15 protein-coding genes are annotated in these 17,375 nt (G+C 42.0%); all 15 read right to left on the bottom strand.

The window, feature by feature from the left end; all coding sequences use genetic code 11:
• Positions 1 to 10 precede the first annotated feature (10 nt).
• Positions 11 to 556 carry a DapH/DapD/GlmU-related protein gene (locus tag Q8M62_RS18405; protein WP_304901244.1) on the bottom strand — a complete coding sequence of 182 codons (546 nt, stop codon included), beginning with the start codon at positions 554 to 556 and terminating at the stop codon, positions 11 to 13.
• Entirely contained in the window at positions 553 to 2,445 is a 1,893-nt protein-coding gene (asnB, locus tag Q8M62_RS18410) for an asparagine synthase (glutamine-hydrolyzing) (RefSeq protein ID WP_304901245.1), read from the bottom strand. The genes Q8M62_RS18405 and asnB overlap by 4 nt, the downstream gene beginning before the upstream one ends.
• 4 nt (positions 2,446 to 2,449) lie before the next feature.
• A complete protein-coding gene (locus Q8M62_RS18415) occupies positions 2,450 to 3,598 on the bottom strand; it encodes a DegT/DnrJ/EryC1/StrS aminotransferase family protein (RefSeq protein ID WP_304901246.1) in 1,149 nt (382 codons plus the stop codon).
• Positions 3,599 to 3,627: 29 nt separating this feature from the next.
• Entirely contained in the window at positions 3,628 to 4,608 is a 981-nt protein-coding gene (locus tag Q8M62_RS18420; protein ID WP_304901247.1) for an NAD-dependent epimerase/dehydratase family protein, read from the bottom strand.
• 12 nt (positions 4,609 to 4,620) lie between these two features.
• A complete protein-coding gene (locus Q8M62_RS18425) occupies positions 4,621 to 5,586 on the bottom strand; it encodes a Gfo/Idh/MocA family protein (RefSeq protein WP_304901248.1) in 966 nt (321 codons plus the stop codon).
• Between the two features lie 76 nt (positions 5,587 to 5,662).
• Complete coding sequence (locus Q8M62_RS18430; RefSeq protein WP_304901249.1) at positions 5,663 to 6,235, bottom strand: acyltransferase; 573 nt, start codon at positions 6,233 to 6,235, stop codon at positions 5,663 to 5,665.
• Positions 6,232 to 7,362 carry a DegT/DnrJ/EryC1/StrS aminotransferase family protein gene (locus Q8M62_RS18435; protein WP_304901250.1) on the bottom strand — a complete coding sequence of 377 codons (1,131 nt, stop codon included), beginning with the start codon at positions 7,360 to 7,362 and terminating at the stop codon, positions 6,232 to 6,234. Before Q8M62_RS18435 ends, Q8M62_RS18430 begins: the two co-directional genes overlap by 4 nt.
• A complete protein-coding gene (locus Q8M62_RS18440) occupies positions 7,362 to 8,474 on the bottom strand; it encodes a GNVR domain-containing protein (RefSeq protein WP_304901251.1) in 1,113 nt (370 codons plus the stop codon). The genes Q8M62_RS18435 and Q8M62_RS18440 overlap by 1 nt, the downstream gene beginning before the upstream one ends.
• Positions 8,475 to 8,476: 2 nt before the next feature.
• Entirely contained in the window at positions 8,477 to 9,091 is a 615-nt protein-coding gene (locus Q8M62_RS18445) for a NeuD/PglB/VioB family sugar acetyltransferase (RefSeq protein ID WP_304901252.1), read from the bottom strand.
• A gap of 46 nt (positions 9,092 to 9,137) precedes the next feature.
• A complete protein-coding gene (locus Q8M62_RS18450; RefSeq protein WP_304901253.1) occupies positions 9,138 to 10,457 on the bottom strand; it encodes a UDP-glucose/GDP-mannose dehydrogenase family protein in 1,320 nt (439 codons plus the stop codon).
• Positions 10,458 to 10,463: 6 nt separating this feature from the next.
• The gene (locus Q8M62_RS18455; RefSeq protein WP_370690563.1) at positions 10,464 to 13,085 is read right to left on the bottom strand and encodes an SLBB domain-containing protein; all 2,622 of its coding nucleotides are present in this window, start codon (positions 13,083 to 13,085) and stop codon (positions 10,464 to 10,466) included.
• A gap of 144 nt (positions 13,086 to 13,229) precedes the next feature.
• The gene (locus Q8M62_RS18460; protein WP_304901254.1) at positions 13,230 to 13,748 is read right to left on the bottom strand and encodes an ArsR family transcriptional regulator; all 519 of its coding nucleotides are present in this window, start codon (positions 13,746 to 13,748) and stop codon (positions 13,230 to 13,232) included.
• Between the two features lie 106 nt (positions 13,749 to 13,854).
• Entirely contained in the window at positions 13,855 to 14,226 is a 372-nt protein-coding gene (locus Q8M62_RS18465; protein ID WP_304901255.1) for a hypothetical protein, read from the bottom strand.
• Between the two features lie 7 nt (positions 14,227 to 14,233).
• The gene (locus Q8M62_RS18470; protein WP_304901256.1) at positions 14,234 to 16,645 is read right to left on the bottom strand and encodes a penicillin acylase family protein; all 2,412 of its coding nucleotides are present in this window, start codon (positions 16,643 to 16,645) and stop codon (positions 14,234 to 14,236) included.
• A gap of 138 nt (positions 16,646 to 16,783) precedes the next feature.
• Positions 16,784 to 17,356 carry a DUF2911 domain-containing protein gene (locus Q8M62_RS18475; RefSeq protein ID WP_304901257.1) on the bottom strand — a complete coding sequence of 191 codons (573 nt, stop codon included), beginning with the start codon at positions 17,354 to 17,356 and terminating at the stop codon, positions 16,784 to 16,786.
• Between the last annotated feature and the right edge of the window lie 19 nt (positions 17,357 to 17,375).

Here is a 17,375-nt window from a genome sequence, read left to right on the forward strand (position 1 = left end):
GCGAAATTCATCATGTTATTAGTTCTTTTGCAGGATTTCCGGCGATTTTACTTCCAGGAGGGAAGCTTTTGTTCACAAAGCTATTTGCACCCACGATACACCCATCTCCAAGAGATACACCTGAAGAGATAACCACATTGGGTCCCAAATAACAATTATTACCAATTGATACCGGAGCATATTCATAAGGTTCAACTCCCCCACTGACTGCCCATCGTACGGTGTCATGGGAGTAAATTTGAACTCCTGCCGAAATACTGCAATTCGATCCAATACCTAAACCTCCGCTTCCATCAATTATGGTAAAAGGTCCAATCCAAGTTCTTTCTCCCACCTGCACATTACCGAAAACATATGCGGAATCATAAATTGATGAACCTTCGCCAAATCCGAGTTTTTTTGCTCTCTCCCAGCGATCAAACAATAACTCATTAAAGGGAAGTGACCGGTTTAAATCTGACTTGAACATCTGATCCAATTCACCCTTGAGTGTCTCCAATTTCTTGAGTAAGTCCAATTCTTGGGGTGTATTAATCAGTTTTTCCTTACGATTCATTCAATTTTCTCATTGTTGAGGAAAATCCTGCACCACCATTCGAAATTCATAAAACTCCAAATTAGCAATCGGTGGTTGATATGCTGATCAATATGCTCATGCACTATTTTGCGTATGTATTCTTGGTTGATAAACTCCGAGGAAACAGTCTTTTTATCCAGTAAGAGTTCTTTGATGTAGGCCGCATTTTCCCCACGGTACCAACTTTCATCAGGGGCAGAGAATCCCTGCTTTTTGCGATTGATGATTTTTTCGGGCATGAACTTCAACATGGCCTTTCTCAGGACATTTTTACCGTCATCAAATTCCTGATAGGATTTGCTGCGCTTTCTAAAGTCATTCTCATTGATTGTGAGCATCTGCTCAAGATTTCCCAGCTTAAAGTTTACGGGAATCTTTTGGGCAAAATTGACCAATTCATTATCCAAAAACGGAAAGCGCTCCTCCAAACCATTGGCCATACTCAGCTTATCTCCCACCAACAGAAGACCGGGAAGGAAGGTCTTTGCTTCGAAATACAAGGAGTTGTTGATATGATCTTCAGGGGTATTGTACTGAAGCTTATCATTAAAAGTAAAAACCCGCTCAAAGATTCTTTTGGGATCGGAAAAATCGACTTGTTTCCGAATTTCCGGAACAAATAACTCCTCCCGCTGCTGATCGGGTACTAATCTTTGCCAAAACTCATAGTAGAGGTCGAAAAACTCCCGTTGACTTACCGATTTAAAAATTCGGTAATACCTCCACGGATATCCTCCAAAAAGTTCATCTCCTCCCGTTCCTTGGAGACAGACTTTTACAAATTTGGAGGCCAGTCGAGAAATGTAATAGTTGGGATAGGACATTCCCACTCTCAAGTCCTCAAGGTGATAGACTACCCTAGGCAATGACCATCGAATGTCTCCGGCATTCAAAACCTGCTCATAATGTTCGGTTTTGAAATAATTTGCCATTAACTCCGCATCTCTTCTTTCGTCATAATTTGCTTCCACACCCGTGACTTCACTCATATCAAACCCACAAGTGAATGTGGTAAGCCGCTTTACGTGTTTGGAAGCCTGGGCAGTGATCGAACCTGAATCCATTCCCCCCGATAAATATGATCCTACAGGCACATCGGCTATCATTTGACGGGAAACAGCCTGTTTGAACAACTTTTCAGTTGTAGAAATAGCATCCTCAAAGCCTAAACTTGGATCAGTTTTGGTAAAGTCATAATCCCACCAAGAATGATGTTTAATGGACTCGGTATGCGCATCAATTTTGACTGTATTGGCAGGTGGTAGCATATTTACTCCCGCAAAAAGCGTCCGAAAGCTGAACATATTCTGAAATGTGAAATACTCATTCAGTGCCTCAGGATTTAGTTTAGTCGAAAAGGAGGGATGAGCAATTATGGCTTTAATTTCAGAGGCAAATACCAACGTTCTTCCTGTATACCAATAATAGAGAGGTTTAACGCCATAGCGATCACGGGAAAGATATAAGGCCTGCTCGGCATTATTCCAGGCCCCTACAGCAAACATACCATCGAGCCTTTCAAAAAAAGAATGACCATAGGCGGCCAACCCTTCCACTAAAACTTCGGTATCGGTGGTAGAGACGAATTCATGCCCTTTAGCCCTTAGTTCCTGCTTGAGTTGGAGGAAATTATAAATACACCCGTTAAAAACCACTACCCAATTCCCGTCTTTCGAGGTCATGGGTTGAGCACCTTTTGGAGAGGTATCCAAAATTGCCAAGCGACGATGTGCCAAGGCAATAGAGTTCTCGGTAAAATAACCATCTCCATCCGGTCCCCGGTGGGCAATGGCATCTGACATTTTCTTTAAGGCACTCAGTCCAAATGGCTCTCCATTTAGATTATAGACCCCTACTATTCCACACATAATTTTAGAGTGCCTTTATTGCTGCAACTACATATTCGTAATCCTCTCTACTCATTCTATTGTGTAGCGGAATTGCCATGGAATAATCGTTGGCAGCTTGGGCACCAGGAAAATCAGACGGTTTGATTTGGTATGTTTCTTTGTAGAAATTCAACATGTGAACTGCATGGGTTCCGGGACGCGTGGAGATCCCCATTTCCTGCAATTTTTCCATGATTTCATTTCTGGAAAAAGGGGCCTTACTTTCATCTACAAAGCAGGCAAAGGATTGCCATCCGTGCTTGTAATCATGGCCAAAGCTTGGTGTGCGCAGCCACTCCACTGACGCCAATTCTTTTTTGTAATAAGCAGCCCAAATTTCGCGTTCATCGATATATTGATCTAATTTTTTCAATTGAACTACACCCACAGCTCCCTGCAAGTCTGTCATTCGATAATTGAAGCCCATCAGATTGAAATCCGGCAATATATAGGGTCGGGGACCATGGTGGCGCTGCTCTTCAGAAATGGAAGCACCGTGATTTCTTAGCATTCCCATCAGATCCGCCAATCTGTCATCATTGGTAGTGATCATCCCTCCTTCACCGGTCGTGATTGATTTTCTGGGATGAAAAGAAAAACATCCGATCGTGCCTAAAGCACCCGCAGGAACTCCTTTATATCCTGCTCCCGCTGCACAAGCTCCATCTTCAACCAAAGGAATAGCCCCTGCAATTTTCTTAATCTCATCCATATCAGCACATAAGCCGAACAAATGGACAGGAATAATCGCTTTGGTTTTAGATGTTATCCTTTTTTTGAGGTCACTTGGATCAATATTAAAAGTCACTGGATCCACATCTGCAAAGACAACTTTAGCTCCGCAATAGAGGACCACGTTGGCGGTAGAAACCCATGTGAATGCAGGAACAATTACCTCATCTCCCGGACCAATCCCCAATGCGACCAAAGCCAAATGCAGGGCAGTAGTCGCGCTGGTCACTGCTAAGGCATGTTTAACCTGATGACGTTCTGCAAAGATTTTTTCAAATTCACGCACCTTTGGACCACTGGTTATCCAACCACTCAACAGAGGCTCTTTAGTGGCCTCCCACTCTTCAATTCCAGTCATAGGTAGCGAAATGGGTATATTTCGCTTTTCTGTTAAATTCATCAGTTCTGAATTATCTGTTAATTAATTAATCAGCCTCTATCCACTCCTGTGGTAATTCTCCATTCAATCAGTTTGAGTAATCCCTCTCTCAAACCATAGTGGTAAAGAAAACCCAGTTCTTCCTCTGCTTTCTTTCTGGAACCAATTCTGTTTTGAACCAATGCTCTGGCATCATCAGCAGAATAAGGCTTATATATCACTTTCAAATTAGAATTTTTCAATTCCAAAATTAGATTGCATAGCTCACGGATGGAGGTTTGGACTTCCGTCCCTACGTTGTACATGCCAAACTTCGTATTGCTTTTCAAAGCTTGAACATTGCATCTGGCGACATCCTCTACGTAGATAAAATCATAGGCTTGACTACCGTCCCCATTGATGGTAGGCGGTTCATTGGCTTCGATCTTATTGAGCATGATCGGAACCACGCCTGTGTAAGCAGCAGTTTGGTCCTGATGAGGGCCATATACATTCATGTATCTCAGACCAATTACTTCTAGACCATATCGGTCATGAAAAGCAGCAGCCATAGCTTCTCCTGCAATCTTTGTTGCACCATAGAAGTTTTTATTGTTAAAGGGATGGCTTTCTGTCATTGGAAGTTCAACAGCATCACCATACACAGATGCAGAAGATGACCAAATCAGCTTTTTGATATTGTTTGCCACGCATGCCTCAAGTACATTGAATGTTCCTGCAATATTCACTTCAAAGGCAGTCCTTGGATAGTCTTTACAATGCAACAACCACATCGCTGCCAGACATATTACATAGTCTTTGCCCTTCATGGCAGCATTTAAGATGTCGATTTCTCGGACGTCGCCTCCGATTGGGAAAATAGAACATCTTGGGTCTTTGAGCTGCTCTTCCAAATAATCTTTTTTGCCTCTGGCAAAATTATCATATACCACCACCTCACTTACTGCTTCTTTCAACAGCTCGGAAACAACAAAACTGCCGATAAATCCGGCACCACCGATCACAAGGATTTTTGAATCTTTCAATTCCATATTCTATTCAGATTAATTTTCAAATGGATGCTTTGCCAACTCACCAGCGGCGAGAGGATGATAATTGCCTTTGAGGCCTAAAGGCTTCATGTGCCGGATGTCGTGCACCAACTGGATGCTATTCATAGCTTCGTCTAGGCCAAAACCATTTCCTTCAAGGATTTGCTGATAGCTATGTGTATGAAGTTCTGTAAATCCATCACTGAATTCAATCTCTTCCCCTTCCATGGACAGTGATCGGAAGGTCCTTCCTCCACGGGCTTTTACCGATTCGGGCAGTGTATCTGCATTGATGCTCAGAAACCATCTCACTCTGGCCTTTTCCAGTTCGAGGTATCCCGCGGCGCGGTCATGGGTATGAATGTGCACCTCATTGGTTTTCACTTTTCCAAAAACCCATGTGAGCATATCATAGAAATGAACACCAATGTTGGTAGCAATACCTCCTGATTTGGTTACATCTCCTTTCCAAGAAGTATAATACCAGTGCCCCCTTGAGGTAATATAGGCCAGATCTATGTCATAAATTTTATCTGCAGGCCCATTGGCAATTCGTTCTTTCAAGGCTATGATCGAAGGATGCAATCGAAGTTGAAGAATATTGAACAACCGCGTACCATGTTCTTTTTCCACCTCTTTGAGTGCTTCAATATTCCAGGGATTCAGCACTAACGGCTTTTCGCAGATCACATTGGCACCCACTCTCAGACCAAACCTAATGTGTGAATCGTGCAGGTAATTGGGCGAGCAAATGCTCACATAGTCAATTTTCTGCTCACTTCGCTTCAGCTTTTCTACATGCCTGTCAAATCGCTCAAACTCCGTGAAAAAATCGGCATCAGGAAAGTAGCTGTCCATCACTCCGACACTGTCAAACTTATCATAAGCGGCCAAAAGTTGGTTTTGAGTATCCCTGATCGCCTTCATGTGGCGTGGTGCGATATATCCTGCGGCACCTATTAATGCAAATTTTTTCATTTTACTTTTTTTTGAAATTCATTTCTGCCAAATCCATCTGAAGAAGTCCTTATTTGAATAGATGATGACTCGCTCATTAAATTTTTGATACGACTCCGTTTTTGAGTTGATATTTTTCGCCAGATTCCGAACAGGCGGCCAATCCTTGGGCATCAAAAACCAATTTTTGACCAAATTCACTCATCCAGCCAATCTGTTTCGATGGATTTCCTACCACGAGTGCAAAGGCTGGAATTGTCTTGGTGACGACTGTACCTGCACCGATAAAGGCAAACTCCCCAATGTCATGCCCACAAACTATCGTGGCGTTTGCCCCGATTGAGGCACCTCTTCCCACATGGGTTTTGGAATATTGTCCGCGGCGATTGACAGCACTTCTGGGGTTTATCACGTTTGTAAAAACCATCGATGGCCCCAAAAACACATCATTATCGCATGTCACTCCAGTGTAGATGGAAACATTGTTTTGAACTTTCACATTATTACCCAACACTACTTCAGGAGAAATCACCACATTTTGGCCGATGTTACAGTTTTCCCCCAGCTTACAATTGGGCATCAGGTGCGAAAAGTGCCAAATTTTGGTTCCTTTTCCGATTTCGCAGCCTTCATCTATGATTGCTGTTTCATGTGCGTAATATTCCTTCATTTGGTAAAAAAAAACTTAATGGTGTTGATTATAAATTCTTGTTGTTCACTTTTCATTTCAGTGTGAATAGGTAAAGACAAAACCTTCTTGCATAGCGATTCAGCAATTGGAAAATCCCCATCGCTGTACCCATACTCCAAATAGGCATTTTGTCTATGCAAAGGAACTGGATAGTAAACCATAGTGGGTACTCCATTTTCCTGAAGATAAGCCTTCAACTCGTCCCTAGAGGCACCTTCCACCTGAACTGTATATTGATGAAACACATGGGTCGAATTGGCAGCCCGCTTGGGAGTTTTAATGTTGGGATGGTTCACAAAAGCTTTGTCGTACCGATCTGCGACTTCGTTTCGGGAGGCAGAGTATCGATCCAAATGTTGGAGCTTTACCCTTAAAATAGCGGCCTGAAGAGTATCCAACCGGGAGTTAACTCCAATCGAATCGTGGTAATATTTCTTTTTCTGACCGTGATTGGCAATCATTCTGAGTGCTTCAGCCAAGTCAGGATCATTGGTAAACATCGCTCCTCCGTCTCCATAGCAACCCAGATTTTTAGAGGGGAAGAAAGAGGTTGTCCCTACATTGCCCATGGTGCCTGCCTGTGCTTTACGTCCATCAGAGAATGTGTAAACAGCTCCTATCGCCTGTGCAGTATCTTCGATTACTTTAAGATTATTTTTCCGGGCAAAATCCAAAATGAATTCCATGTTGGAGCATTGACCATAGAGGTGTACAGGAACTATCCCCACCACTCTTGGTCCCTTGGAATCTTCCAGTGCTTTTGGATCCAACTCATAGGTATCGGGGAGGACATCAACAAATTTGGGCTTTAACCCCAAAAGTGCAATCACTTCCACCGTAGCCACATAGGTAAATGTAGGCACGATGATTTCATCCCCTGGCTTAAAGCCCAAGGCCATCATCGCTATTTGAAGCGCATCGGTACCATTGGCACAGGGAATAACAAATCTGGCTCCGGTATAGTCCGCAAGCTCGGCCGAAAAGGCCTTAACATCCGGACCGTTAATAAATGCAGTGGTGTCTAATACCTGTTGGATTGCTTGATCAACCTCTGCTTTGATCTGCTCGTACTGCGTACGGAGATCTACCATTTGAATGGATGTCATCACTGATTCGACTTGATATTTTCTATTAAAACTTTATAAAGATTGACCAATACTCCCACAAACAATCCCAAAAAAATCGAGAAAATAAGAATCAAAGGCTTATTGGGTTTTGAAGCTCCCAAAGGTATGGCGGCTTTTTCCAAAACAGTAAAAATAGGGGTTTCTTTTTTGAGCTGAATGGCAGCCTGTTCCATCTCCTGCTTCAGCGAATTGTAAATGTTAAAGGCTATGTTGAACTCAAATTCAAGTTGCTCCTCTTTGGTACTCACCCTTCTGGAAATTAAACCTTGATTGGAATCCCGAAAAGATGCCAATCTCATTTGAGCCTCATTAAACTTTTTTTCTGTTTCAATGACTCTCTCCTCTATGAATTCCATGTTTCTTTTTTGCCTTCCTACTTTGTACTCAGTCACATAGGCGATCAAACGGTCCAAAACCATGGAGTTAACCTGAGCAGCAATCACCGGCTCCGGCATGGAAACATTCAGACGGATCATTTTTCCTTTCTGCTCAATCAAAATCCTTTTTTTCAATTCCCCTACAGCAAACAATTCCTGTCCGGTGAGATTGAGGTAATCTTCCTGCTTTTCAACAGCTTCTCCAAGATCAGCAGGAAGAGGGTCAGGAGAGGCGAACCATCCCACAATCATTGCAGGAATATTGATCACAAAACTGAGGGTCTTCTTAACTACATTGGAAGGTTGCTCTTGGTAATAGTACTCTTCCAGACTTTGGATTTGACCTTCCTTTGACTCAAACCTGAACTTTTCCTTTGAGATTTCTCTCAAAAAATCACGACTGTGAATCACATCCGGGAAAATTTCTGCTGTGAGTGCCATTTGGCCCGATTGCAATTGGGACATATTTATTCCCGCCAAACCTGCCAAGGCACCCATTTGGCCTAAAGAACTACTTCCCCCTCCTTCTGATTCAAGTAAAATATAGGAAGAGGACTGATATTCCTTTGGTGTAGTAAAGGCAATCAGAATTCCCAAAACCAAACCCAATGCTGAGAAAATCACCAAACTCTTCCTATCCTTAAAAACAGATTGGGTAAGTTTGAGATAATTCAGTGTATAATCCTGCGAATTGCTTTTAGAATTCGATTCCATGCTTATGTTTTTCGAAGTGATACTGCCGGGATTCCAATTACAGTTTGATTTTCTCCGATGTCTTTTGTGACTACAGCACCGGCACCTACTACCACATTATCTCCTAATTTCAACCCAGGAAGTATCACTGCTCCTGCCCCAATTCTACACTTTGCACCAACCTTCACCGCGCCCAAAAGCATTGCTCCTGGCCCTATTTCAGAAAATGAGCCAATCTCACATTCATGGTGTACATTGGCTCTAGTATTTATTAGTACTCCAGTTCCAAATTTACATTTAGGGCCAATATAACTGAACTCCATCGCTTCAAATCCATTTGAAATAAGGTCTGAACTCACATGAGAGCTGTTAGACAATACGGTTCTATATTTTCCTCCGCTATAAATAAGAAAGGAATGTAATCTTTCTCTTGCCACAGGATTACCTACTCCCAATACAAAATACGGATCTTGCTTTAAAGCATTTTTTAGATTTTCCGGATTCGAGATCATGGGGATTTCTGGATAAGGAGAAGATTTTGAAGGATTTTCATCGAAAAAAATGAAATTTCCGAATTTTGACTTTTTCAATACTTCAAAGACTTCCATTCCGTGTCCTCCGGCTCCTGCTATCACCATATCTTTTTAGTAGATGTCACTATGAAATGGAGGACAAACATTTGCTTTACTTGGACCCAATTCCGTAATGTTCGAAGCCCAAGGATTTCAGGTAATTTTTGTCGTAAATATTCCTTCCGTCAAATACAACCTTATTCTTCAGCAATTTACCTACTACTTGCCAGCTTGGAATTCGAAATTCAGACCATTCGGTTACTAGTAGTAATGCATCCGCATCAACCAATGCATCGTAGGCATCTTTGCAATACGTTACTTTGTCAAATATGTAATGCGCCTTAGCTTCTTCCATTGCTACCGGATCATAAGCTTTCACATTAGCACCGGCAGCTCTTAATTCATCGATAATCACACCTGCAGGTGCCTCACGCATATCATCCGTATTTGGCTTGAAACTCAAACCCCACATTGCAAAGGTCAGTCCACTCAAATCATCTCCGAAATGTGCTTTTACTTTATTGGCGAGTACATGCTTTTGGGCATCGTTTACATCCTCCACAGCTTGAAGCACTTTTAGTTCATAGCCATATTGCCTTGCCGTTTTGATGATAGCTTTTACATCTTTGGGGAAACACGATCCTCCATAGCCCACTCCGGGATAAATGAATTTATTACCGATCCTGGGATCAGAACCTATACCTTTTCTTACCATGTTGGCATCGGCTCCAACTTTCTCACAGAGATTGGCGATGTCGTTCATAAAAGAAATCTTGGTCGCCAGCATAGCATTGGCGGCATACTTGGTCATCTCGGCAGAAGGAATATCCATGTAAATAATCCGGTCTCCACTCAATTGGAAGGGCTTATATAACCGTTGCATGATCTGCTCAGCTCGTTCATCATCAACCCCGATTACAATTCGATCAGGTTTCAAAAAATCTTCCACAGCCGCTCCCTCTTTCAAAAATTCAGGATTAGAGGCAACAGCAAATGGAAGATCAGCGCCTCGTTTTTTCAAGGCAGCCTTGATGGCGGCTCTCACCTTTTCACCTGTAGTTACCGGTACAGTGCTTTTGGTGGCCACGACAATGTAATCAGTCATTTTTCTCCCAATTTCATCTGCGACTGCCAATACATATTTCAAGTCAGCGGAACCGTCTTCACCCGGAGGGGTACCCACAGCGATGAACGCAACTTCCGCGCCTTGGATAGCATCACCCAAATCAGTGCTGAAATTCAGTCTCCCGCTTTTGTAGTTTCTGACAACTAGTTCCTCCAAACCCGGCTCATAGATCGGCATGATACCATTCTTAAGCTTTTCGATTTTCTTTTCGTCGATATCTACACAGGTTACCTGAATTCCCACATCTGCAAAACATGCACCTGACACCAATCCAACGTAACCTGTTCCAACTACTGCGATTTTCATAAACTATTAATTACTATTAACCAGACTCTGAACCAGAATTCCAAGCGTTGCCAAACTCGAAGCAATTCCAAGCCATGCTGCAGTAGACAATCGTTCTCTTTGGGGTTTCTTTGGAACAACAATTTCTGCTCCGGGTTCTATTTGAGGATAAAATTTAATCATCAATAAAGAGTGAGTCCGTCGGGCATCCCCATTAGCGTAGATAACATAGGTTTTACTTTTTCTTGCCTCTTCAGTAAAGCCGCCAGCTTGGGAAATGTAATTTCTAAGATTGTTGTTTCTGACAAACCTTGCGGTGGTTGGCATTAATACCTCACCCACCATTCTAATGGTCTGAAGCTCCTTAGGTATCCTCAAAATATCCCCTTCCTGAAGAATCAAATCTTCACCAGTCCCAGGGTTCCGCAAAATTTCCTCTAGATTAATTCCAATCACGTCCTGTTTTTTAAACCTAACCTTGTTAAAAAGTGAATCCCTTGAAAGGGAGTCACTAATTGAGTTTTTGTTAAGATTCTCCAAGATTTTCTTTTGCTCTTCGATCAGCTTTTTTTCTTCAATGGCGTTGATTTTACCATCCAAGCGTTCGAAAAGCAATAATTCAGCTTGATTAAGATGAAGATTTCGCTCAGGATCAACTTTTTCCCGGATTGCTCTGATATTTTTCTCCTGAATTTCTTCGGGGGTTACATCTTTGAAATAGACAGTCCTTCTCACCAAACTTGCACCTTTCGGATATGCAAATTGATTAAGTCCACCTGCGCGCTTGATCACGTCTGAAATCCGTTCATTGGCTGAGGAAATTGCAAATTCTCCTGGATAATTTATTTCGCCCTCTACTTTTATCAATTTTTCCCGCTCAAATCCCGGACTTTTTCTGATGAAAACATGGTCAAATGGCATTAATGGCAACCTGCTTTCTTCTTCAGAAAGTTTTAAATCCGGATTTATTGAAATAGTAAACAGTTCGGCCAATTTGCCTGAGCTTGCATCTCTTACCCTTCGTGCAATTTCTATCGAGGAATTCGATGCAGATTGAAGCAAACCTCCAGCCTGAAGGATCAAATCACCAACTGTCATAGAGGTCGCATAGGGATAAGTACTAGGAATATTGACCTCCCCGGAAATTTTCACATAGGTTTCTTCCTGAATATCATATCGACTTGGAATAAACAGTAAATCCTCATTCTTTAACTGTACATCCGCTTGAGTTCCATCCATAATACCTTTTAGATCCAATGGCATTGCAGCAAGGGTCAAATCCTCACTTGTTCTGAATAATGTGGCTCGATTGAGAAAGGCTTCTGGCTTGAGTCCTTGCGCCCTTTCAATCAGATTCTTTACAGAAATTCCATTTTCAAGGGCATATTCCCCTGGTCGAATGACGGCCCCCGAAACCTGAACACGATTTACAAATCGATCCAAGGTCTCACCTATTAGAATTTCATCTCCGTCTTTTGGGTTAAAGGAGTTAAAATCTTCCCTTGAAACATCAATTACTTTTCGCTCATTATTCTCTATTCGTCTAATCGTCTGTCGCTCTTTGTAAGCTTGGCTGGTGAATCCTCCGGTATAGACTTCCAAATCTGAAAGCGTATCTTCGGGTTTAACTTCAAAAAAACCTTCCCTTCTCACTGGGCCGACTACTTCTACCCTTGCCTGAACCGGAGGCACTATCACCACATCATTATCCTGGAGGGTAATGTTGGATTGTGAATTCCCTTTTGATAAAAACTCGTAAATATCCACAGTGGCCACAAGCCTGCTATCCCTGTAAACCTGAATATTCCTGAAAGACCCATTTTCATTTGGTCCGCCTGCGGCAAAAAGTCCGTTGAATACCGAAGCAAATGAAGGCAAGGTATAGGTTCCTGGCCGGGAAAGCTCTCCGACCATCGAAACTTTAATCGATCGGATATTTCCTAATCTTACCTGAATGAAGGTGTTGGGATTTGAGCCTAAAAGTCCTGAATAAATGCGCCCAAGCGAGGATTTTAACCTAGAAGTGGCTGCCTCTATTGAGGCTCCTCCGACTTGGATGGAACCAACATTAGGGATCAATATCCTTCCTTCTGGAGAAACATTGACGTCAAAAGACTCTTGGGAAGCCCCGTAAACATCAATTAAAAGCTGATCTCCAGAGCCTACGATGTACCCCTGCGGTGTAGGAATATTAAGGCTAGGATTAAAATCCAAATCCCGATTATGAAATAATTTATAACCGAAAATCTTTTTCTGAAAGGGAGTGAGATCGTAATACGGATCTGACCTTCGCAAAGAGTCAAAGAGGTCACCTTGCGTTTGGCCTGATGATTCTCTGAGTCCTGATGTTGTATTTTGTGCGCTCTGTGGATTAGTGGTTTTTTGTAAACCCATGATCCTTTGCCTTAATTTATTAGCTTCTATAGGCGAAAGTCCCTGTTCCCTAGCCATTCCTTCCAATTGGGATGGAGTCAATCCGCTGGACTCAGCTCGTTTGATCAATTGCTCTATCTGAGCATCCGAGAGATTGTCTACTTTCAGCGTAGACAGATTACTTAAGTTCTGGGCCCAAACTGAACCTAAAAACAGAAAGAAAATAACCCAGAGAAATACTACCCTTGAGAGGTAATGCATGCAGGAGTCTTTCACTTTATTTTTTTTTTGAAAATTGTTGATTTTCATTTTGCGCCACTAAAATCACACCTTTTACCGTAATTTCTTGCATAACTTACAGCTTCGCCCTTTCAGTCACAAATTGCGCCTAGCAAAACATATAGTTTATAGAAGTAGAAATTAAATTCCTGCCTCTCGGTCAAAAAGGATCAATCCACCGGAAGAAATCCGTCCGGATGCCATGGTAAAGATCACTTTTCGTTCAATTAATTCTTCTAATCGGGCGATGAGATGGTTGATATATTCTGTATTTAAATTATCTCCAGTAACTAATACGTCAATAGTACCCGTGTCGCTACCTCTTGCTATATCACCGGTAAGTATGACCTGCTCCACCTCACCCATTCTTTCCAGTATTTGTTCCAAAAGCATATCCAATCCGAGATATTTTCTGATGATGTCCCGAATATTGGTGTAAAATGGATGCCTGATATTGGCTTGGTATTCGATTTTATTTTTATCAGAATGCTTGACCAAAATCCCTGCGCTTGTCAGATTGTTAAGCTCTTTTCGAATCGCATTGGTTGACTCACCAAATTCGTCAGCAAGACCGCGCAGATGACTGTGGTTTTTTGAATTCACAAAAAACTTAATCAATAGACGTAATCGGGTCTTTGACGTGATGAGGGATTCAAGCATAAAAAATCTTTAAATAATGAGTAACAAAGGTACTCATTCGTGTTAATCGAAAAAATTAAAATGCTCTTTTCAAATAAAAAAAAGGATTTTTTTGAGAGCTATTGGCCTACCCCTTGTACACGTTTTTAGGGGACTTTTGCAATAAATCACGAAATAAAACTCCTGTCAAACCACTAAAGGCCCCTAGAATAAATCCTATAATCCCAGTTACAGCAACCAAAGTCATTCCAGAACCCAAGCCCATCAATTCACCCATCCTGTCAGGAAGGGAGCTTGCAGAGGTGATTCCCAAATAGATACTTTGGCCAAGCCAGGTTAATCCCATCCCAAGACCACCCCCTAAAAACCCACCAATACCATTGGGATATACTAAGGCACTTAGCACAGCTATCCCAATCATTACTACCCAAAATGGCGTAATTGGGTTAAGAAAAACAACTACAATTGCTGTCAAAATGGTTAAAAATATAAATCTCATAAATATTCTATTTTAGTATTGTTTTGAAAAGCACATCTTCTTGATTTTCAATCGATCTTAGATTGAAACTCAAGTATTCTCCATTTGCCCAAATGGGTATAAAATTAGCGTAGAATCTACTTCCCGGATTGCCGGATTGTCCACCTGGGTATACCCCAAAAGCTTGAATTTCCGGTCCAAGTTCCACAACCATTCTCCAACTCGCTCCGTGCCTGCTTCCTGTTGCATTCAACATTCCCGAACCGCCGCCGGTGTAGACATTTGATGCGGAAAAAGACTTAAAATTAGGCACCAAATGCTGTATTGTGGTTTTTTTAAAGTTTGCCCAAGTGTAATCTCCCTCCTCTGCTTCCCATTTTTTCATCGCTACAAGCATGGAATCAAATCCTGCCTTAACATGGTATTCCGCCGTTTGAATGCCTTCCTGAGATTTGACATCGAAAATTGAATCTTTGGGTGACTTGTTTAACAATTCCACAGTTTGGTAACTATTTGGACGAACAACAGGAGCACCATTCATAAACTCCCTCCAGATACTTTCAAATGTTTCCGCTGACCAAATCGCATACAAAGTCTGTCCTTTTTGATTTGGATCTGCGAAATAATCCCAAGATTTAAGTTCATTCAGGTATTTCTCCGCATCCGGAGATTCAGTTTTATGAGTTCCCAGAAGTTTGATCAAAACTGGCAGCCCCTCAGCAGCCTGAAGATTGTAATCGTCAAACTGGAGCATCTTCATATCCTCTACCGTGATTTGGTTCATTTCTCGGAGCTTCCTATTGAGGCGTCTGTTTCGGTAGTGTTCGTATGAATTGTCAAAAACATAATAGGGATAGGATCGATCTACCGGATGCTGATTTGCAGAGGAGACAAAACCTCGCTCAGGATTTAAGGTTGCCGGATTATGCGCATTAGGGATAAATCCCTGCCACTCCATTTTGGGATCAGCTCCATCCATGAAAAATTTACCCTGTCCCTCCCATTTCAAGGGGAATTTACCTTGAATCCGCATCCCAATGTCACCTGATTTGGAAGCAAATACGAAGTTTTGAGCTGGCGAAGTATAAAAATCCAATGCTTCATTATAGTCTGCATAATCTTTAGCCTTATTCATTTGAATAAAGGTTCGTTGCTCATTGGACCCCATGTGAACTGTCCATTTCAAAGCAAAATTCACGTCTTGCCTTTCACTTCGAAAACTTTTATCATAGACCACAGGCCCATGATGGGTGTAGACTACAGTATCGATAAAAGTATCTTGCCCTTTTACCTTGATTGCTTCAATTCGAAAATCAGTTGCTCTCCATTCATCTCCGAATTTGTATGCCTTTCGACTTTCATCCTGAAAAGTTATTTTGTACCAATCTCGGGCATCTTTAGTCGCATTCGTTACTCCCCATGCAATATCCTGATTGAATCCTGAAATCACTCCCAAAGCCCCCGGAAGGGTGGCTCCTTTTACTGAATAGGTTGGCGTGGTCAATTGCATCGAATACCACAGCGAAGGTAAATTCAAGCTTAGGTGTGGATCATTGGCCAAAATAGGATTCCCATTTTGGGTCTTTTTTCCTGCCACAGCCCAATTGTTAGATCCAGTTCCTTCAACAGGTTGACTAAGCGGATCGAGAAGAAGTGCATCATCGGGGTAAGTAACGGAGTCCGGTTTATTTACTGGAATCGGGGTGAAATCCCATACTTTTTCTGCCTCGATTACAGGATCGTTTTCAGTTGGAAAATCGGGGAAAAGTTTGTTCAATTTAGAATCCCCCAGGAGCTTTCGAAGATTGGAATATTCCAAATCCCGATCTCCCACCAGCATATCTGACATATACTTAAGAAGGAGCAGAGATTTATAGGCAGACCATGGCTCTGGCCGATAATTCAAAATCTTGTATTCTACAGGGAGCTTTGCATCCGAAAGCTGTGAAATATACTGATTGACCCCATCTGTATAAGCTTCCACCAGTCGGAGCGTTTCGGGATCGTTTTCCTCGATATATTTTAATCCAACTTCCGCACCGAAAGCAAGACCTTTCCTTCTGGTCATTCTGTCAAGCTCTAAAGCAATCGGCCCGACGATTTCAGAAACGCGACCTGCAGCAGCCATTGTTTGAAACTCCATTTGCCAAAGTCGGTGTTGAGCAGTAACATAACCCTGAGCCCGATAAAGGTCTAGTTCATTCTGGGCAAAAATGTGAGGAATGAGATTTTTGTCAAATACAACCTCAACGGGAGCACTGAGATTTTCAATGTTTATTTCTTCCTCGGCAAGCTGATCTTCGCTTAATGTGTTTTGCCAAAACCCATGATTTGGGTCCAAAAGAGGAGCCAAAGGGGGAATTTGTCCTATAGGTCTCGAGACCAACATCGCCAAAGCAATGGTAATGGCCAAAACCAGAAAGAATGAAAAATACTTCATGGGTAGATAAGCTTTATTGCGTTTAGAATAAATACACTTTCGACTTTGTGCCTTAAGCACTTTGTAATATTTGAATTAAATAAAAAAATACACAAAAAAATCCCCAGCCGTTCGACTAGGGAGTCCAAGATTGCTTTTTTATTGAATCTTAATTGGAAGTTTCAGCTTTTCCCAGCGAATTACCAACCCGGGAGCCTCGATAGTTATAGAAAGCCTTTCAGAAGAAGTTGATTCCCAAGAAGGCAAAACATCAACTCTTATAACATCTTTCTTTTCATCATATTGAAAATGTCCGTGTTCCAATTCCCAATCTGAGTTAAAAATCACGGTCCATGATCCACTTTCTTTTGGAATAGTGAAGAGGGAATATTTGCCAGCTCGTAAAGTCTTGCCTTCAACCATGATGTCTTGAGGGATATCAATATAGGTTGCCTCATTTGCTCCTGTTCTCCAGACGACATTATACGGCACAAGATCACCCCAAATTGTACGTCCCTTAACTGAAGGAGAGCCATAATAAACTTTAATCGTCTTACCGGCGATTTGACCTTCTTTAATTTCGAGCGGACTTGGTCTTTGCTCTTCTTCTGCTGCTTCGGCCGCAGCGCTTTCTGAATTTTGATCTTCTGTAGTTTGGGTCGTCTTAGGCTGACAAGCGAAAAAAGTTGCGCAGATCAGGGTAGTCAACCAAATATTGGACAGCTTTTTCATTAGATAGATGATTAATTTA

It is taken from the genome of Algoriphagus sp., from assembly GCF_030694375.1.
Classification (GTDB): Bacteria; Bacteroidota; Bacteroidia; order Cytophagales; family Cyclobacteriaceae; genus Algoriphagus.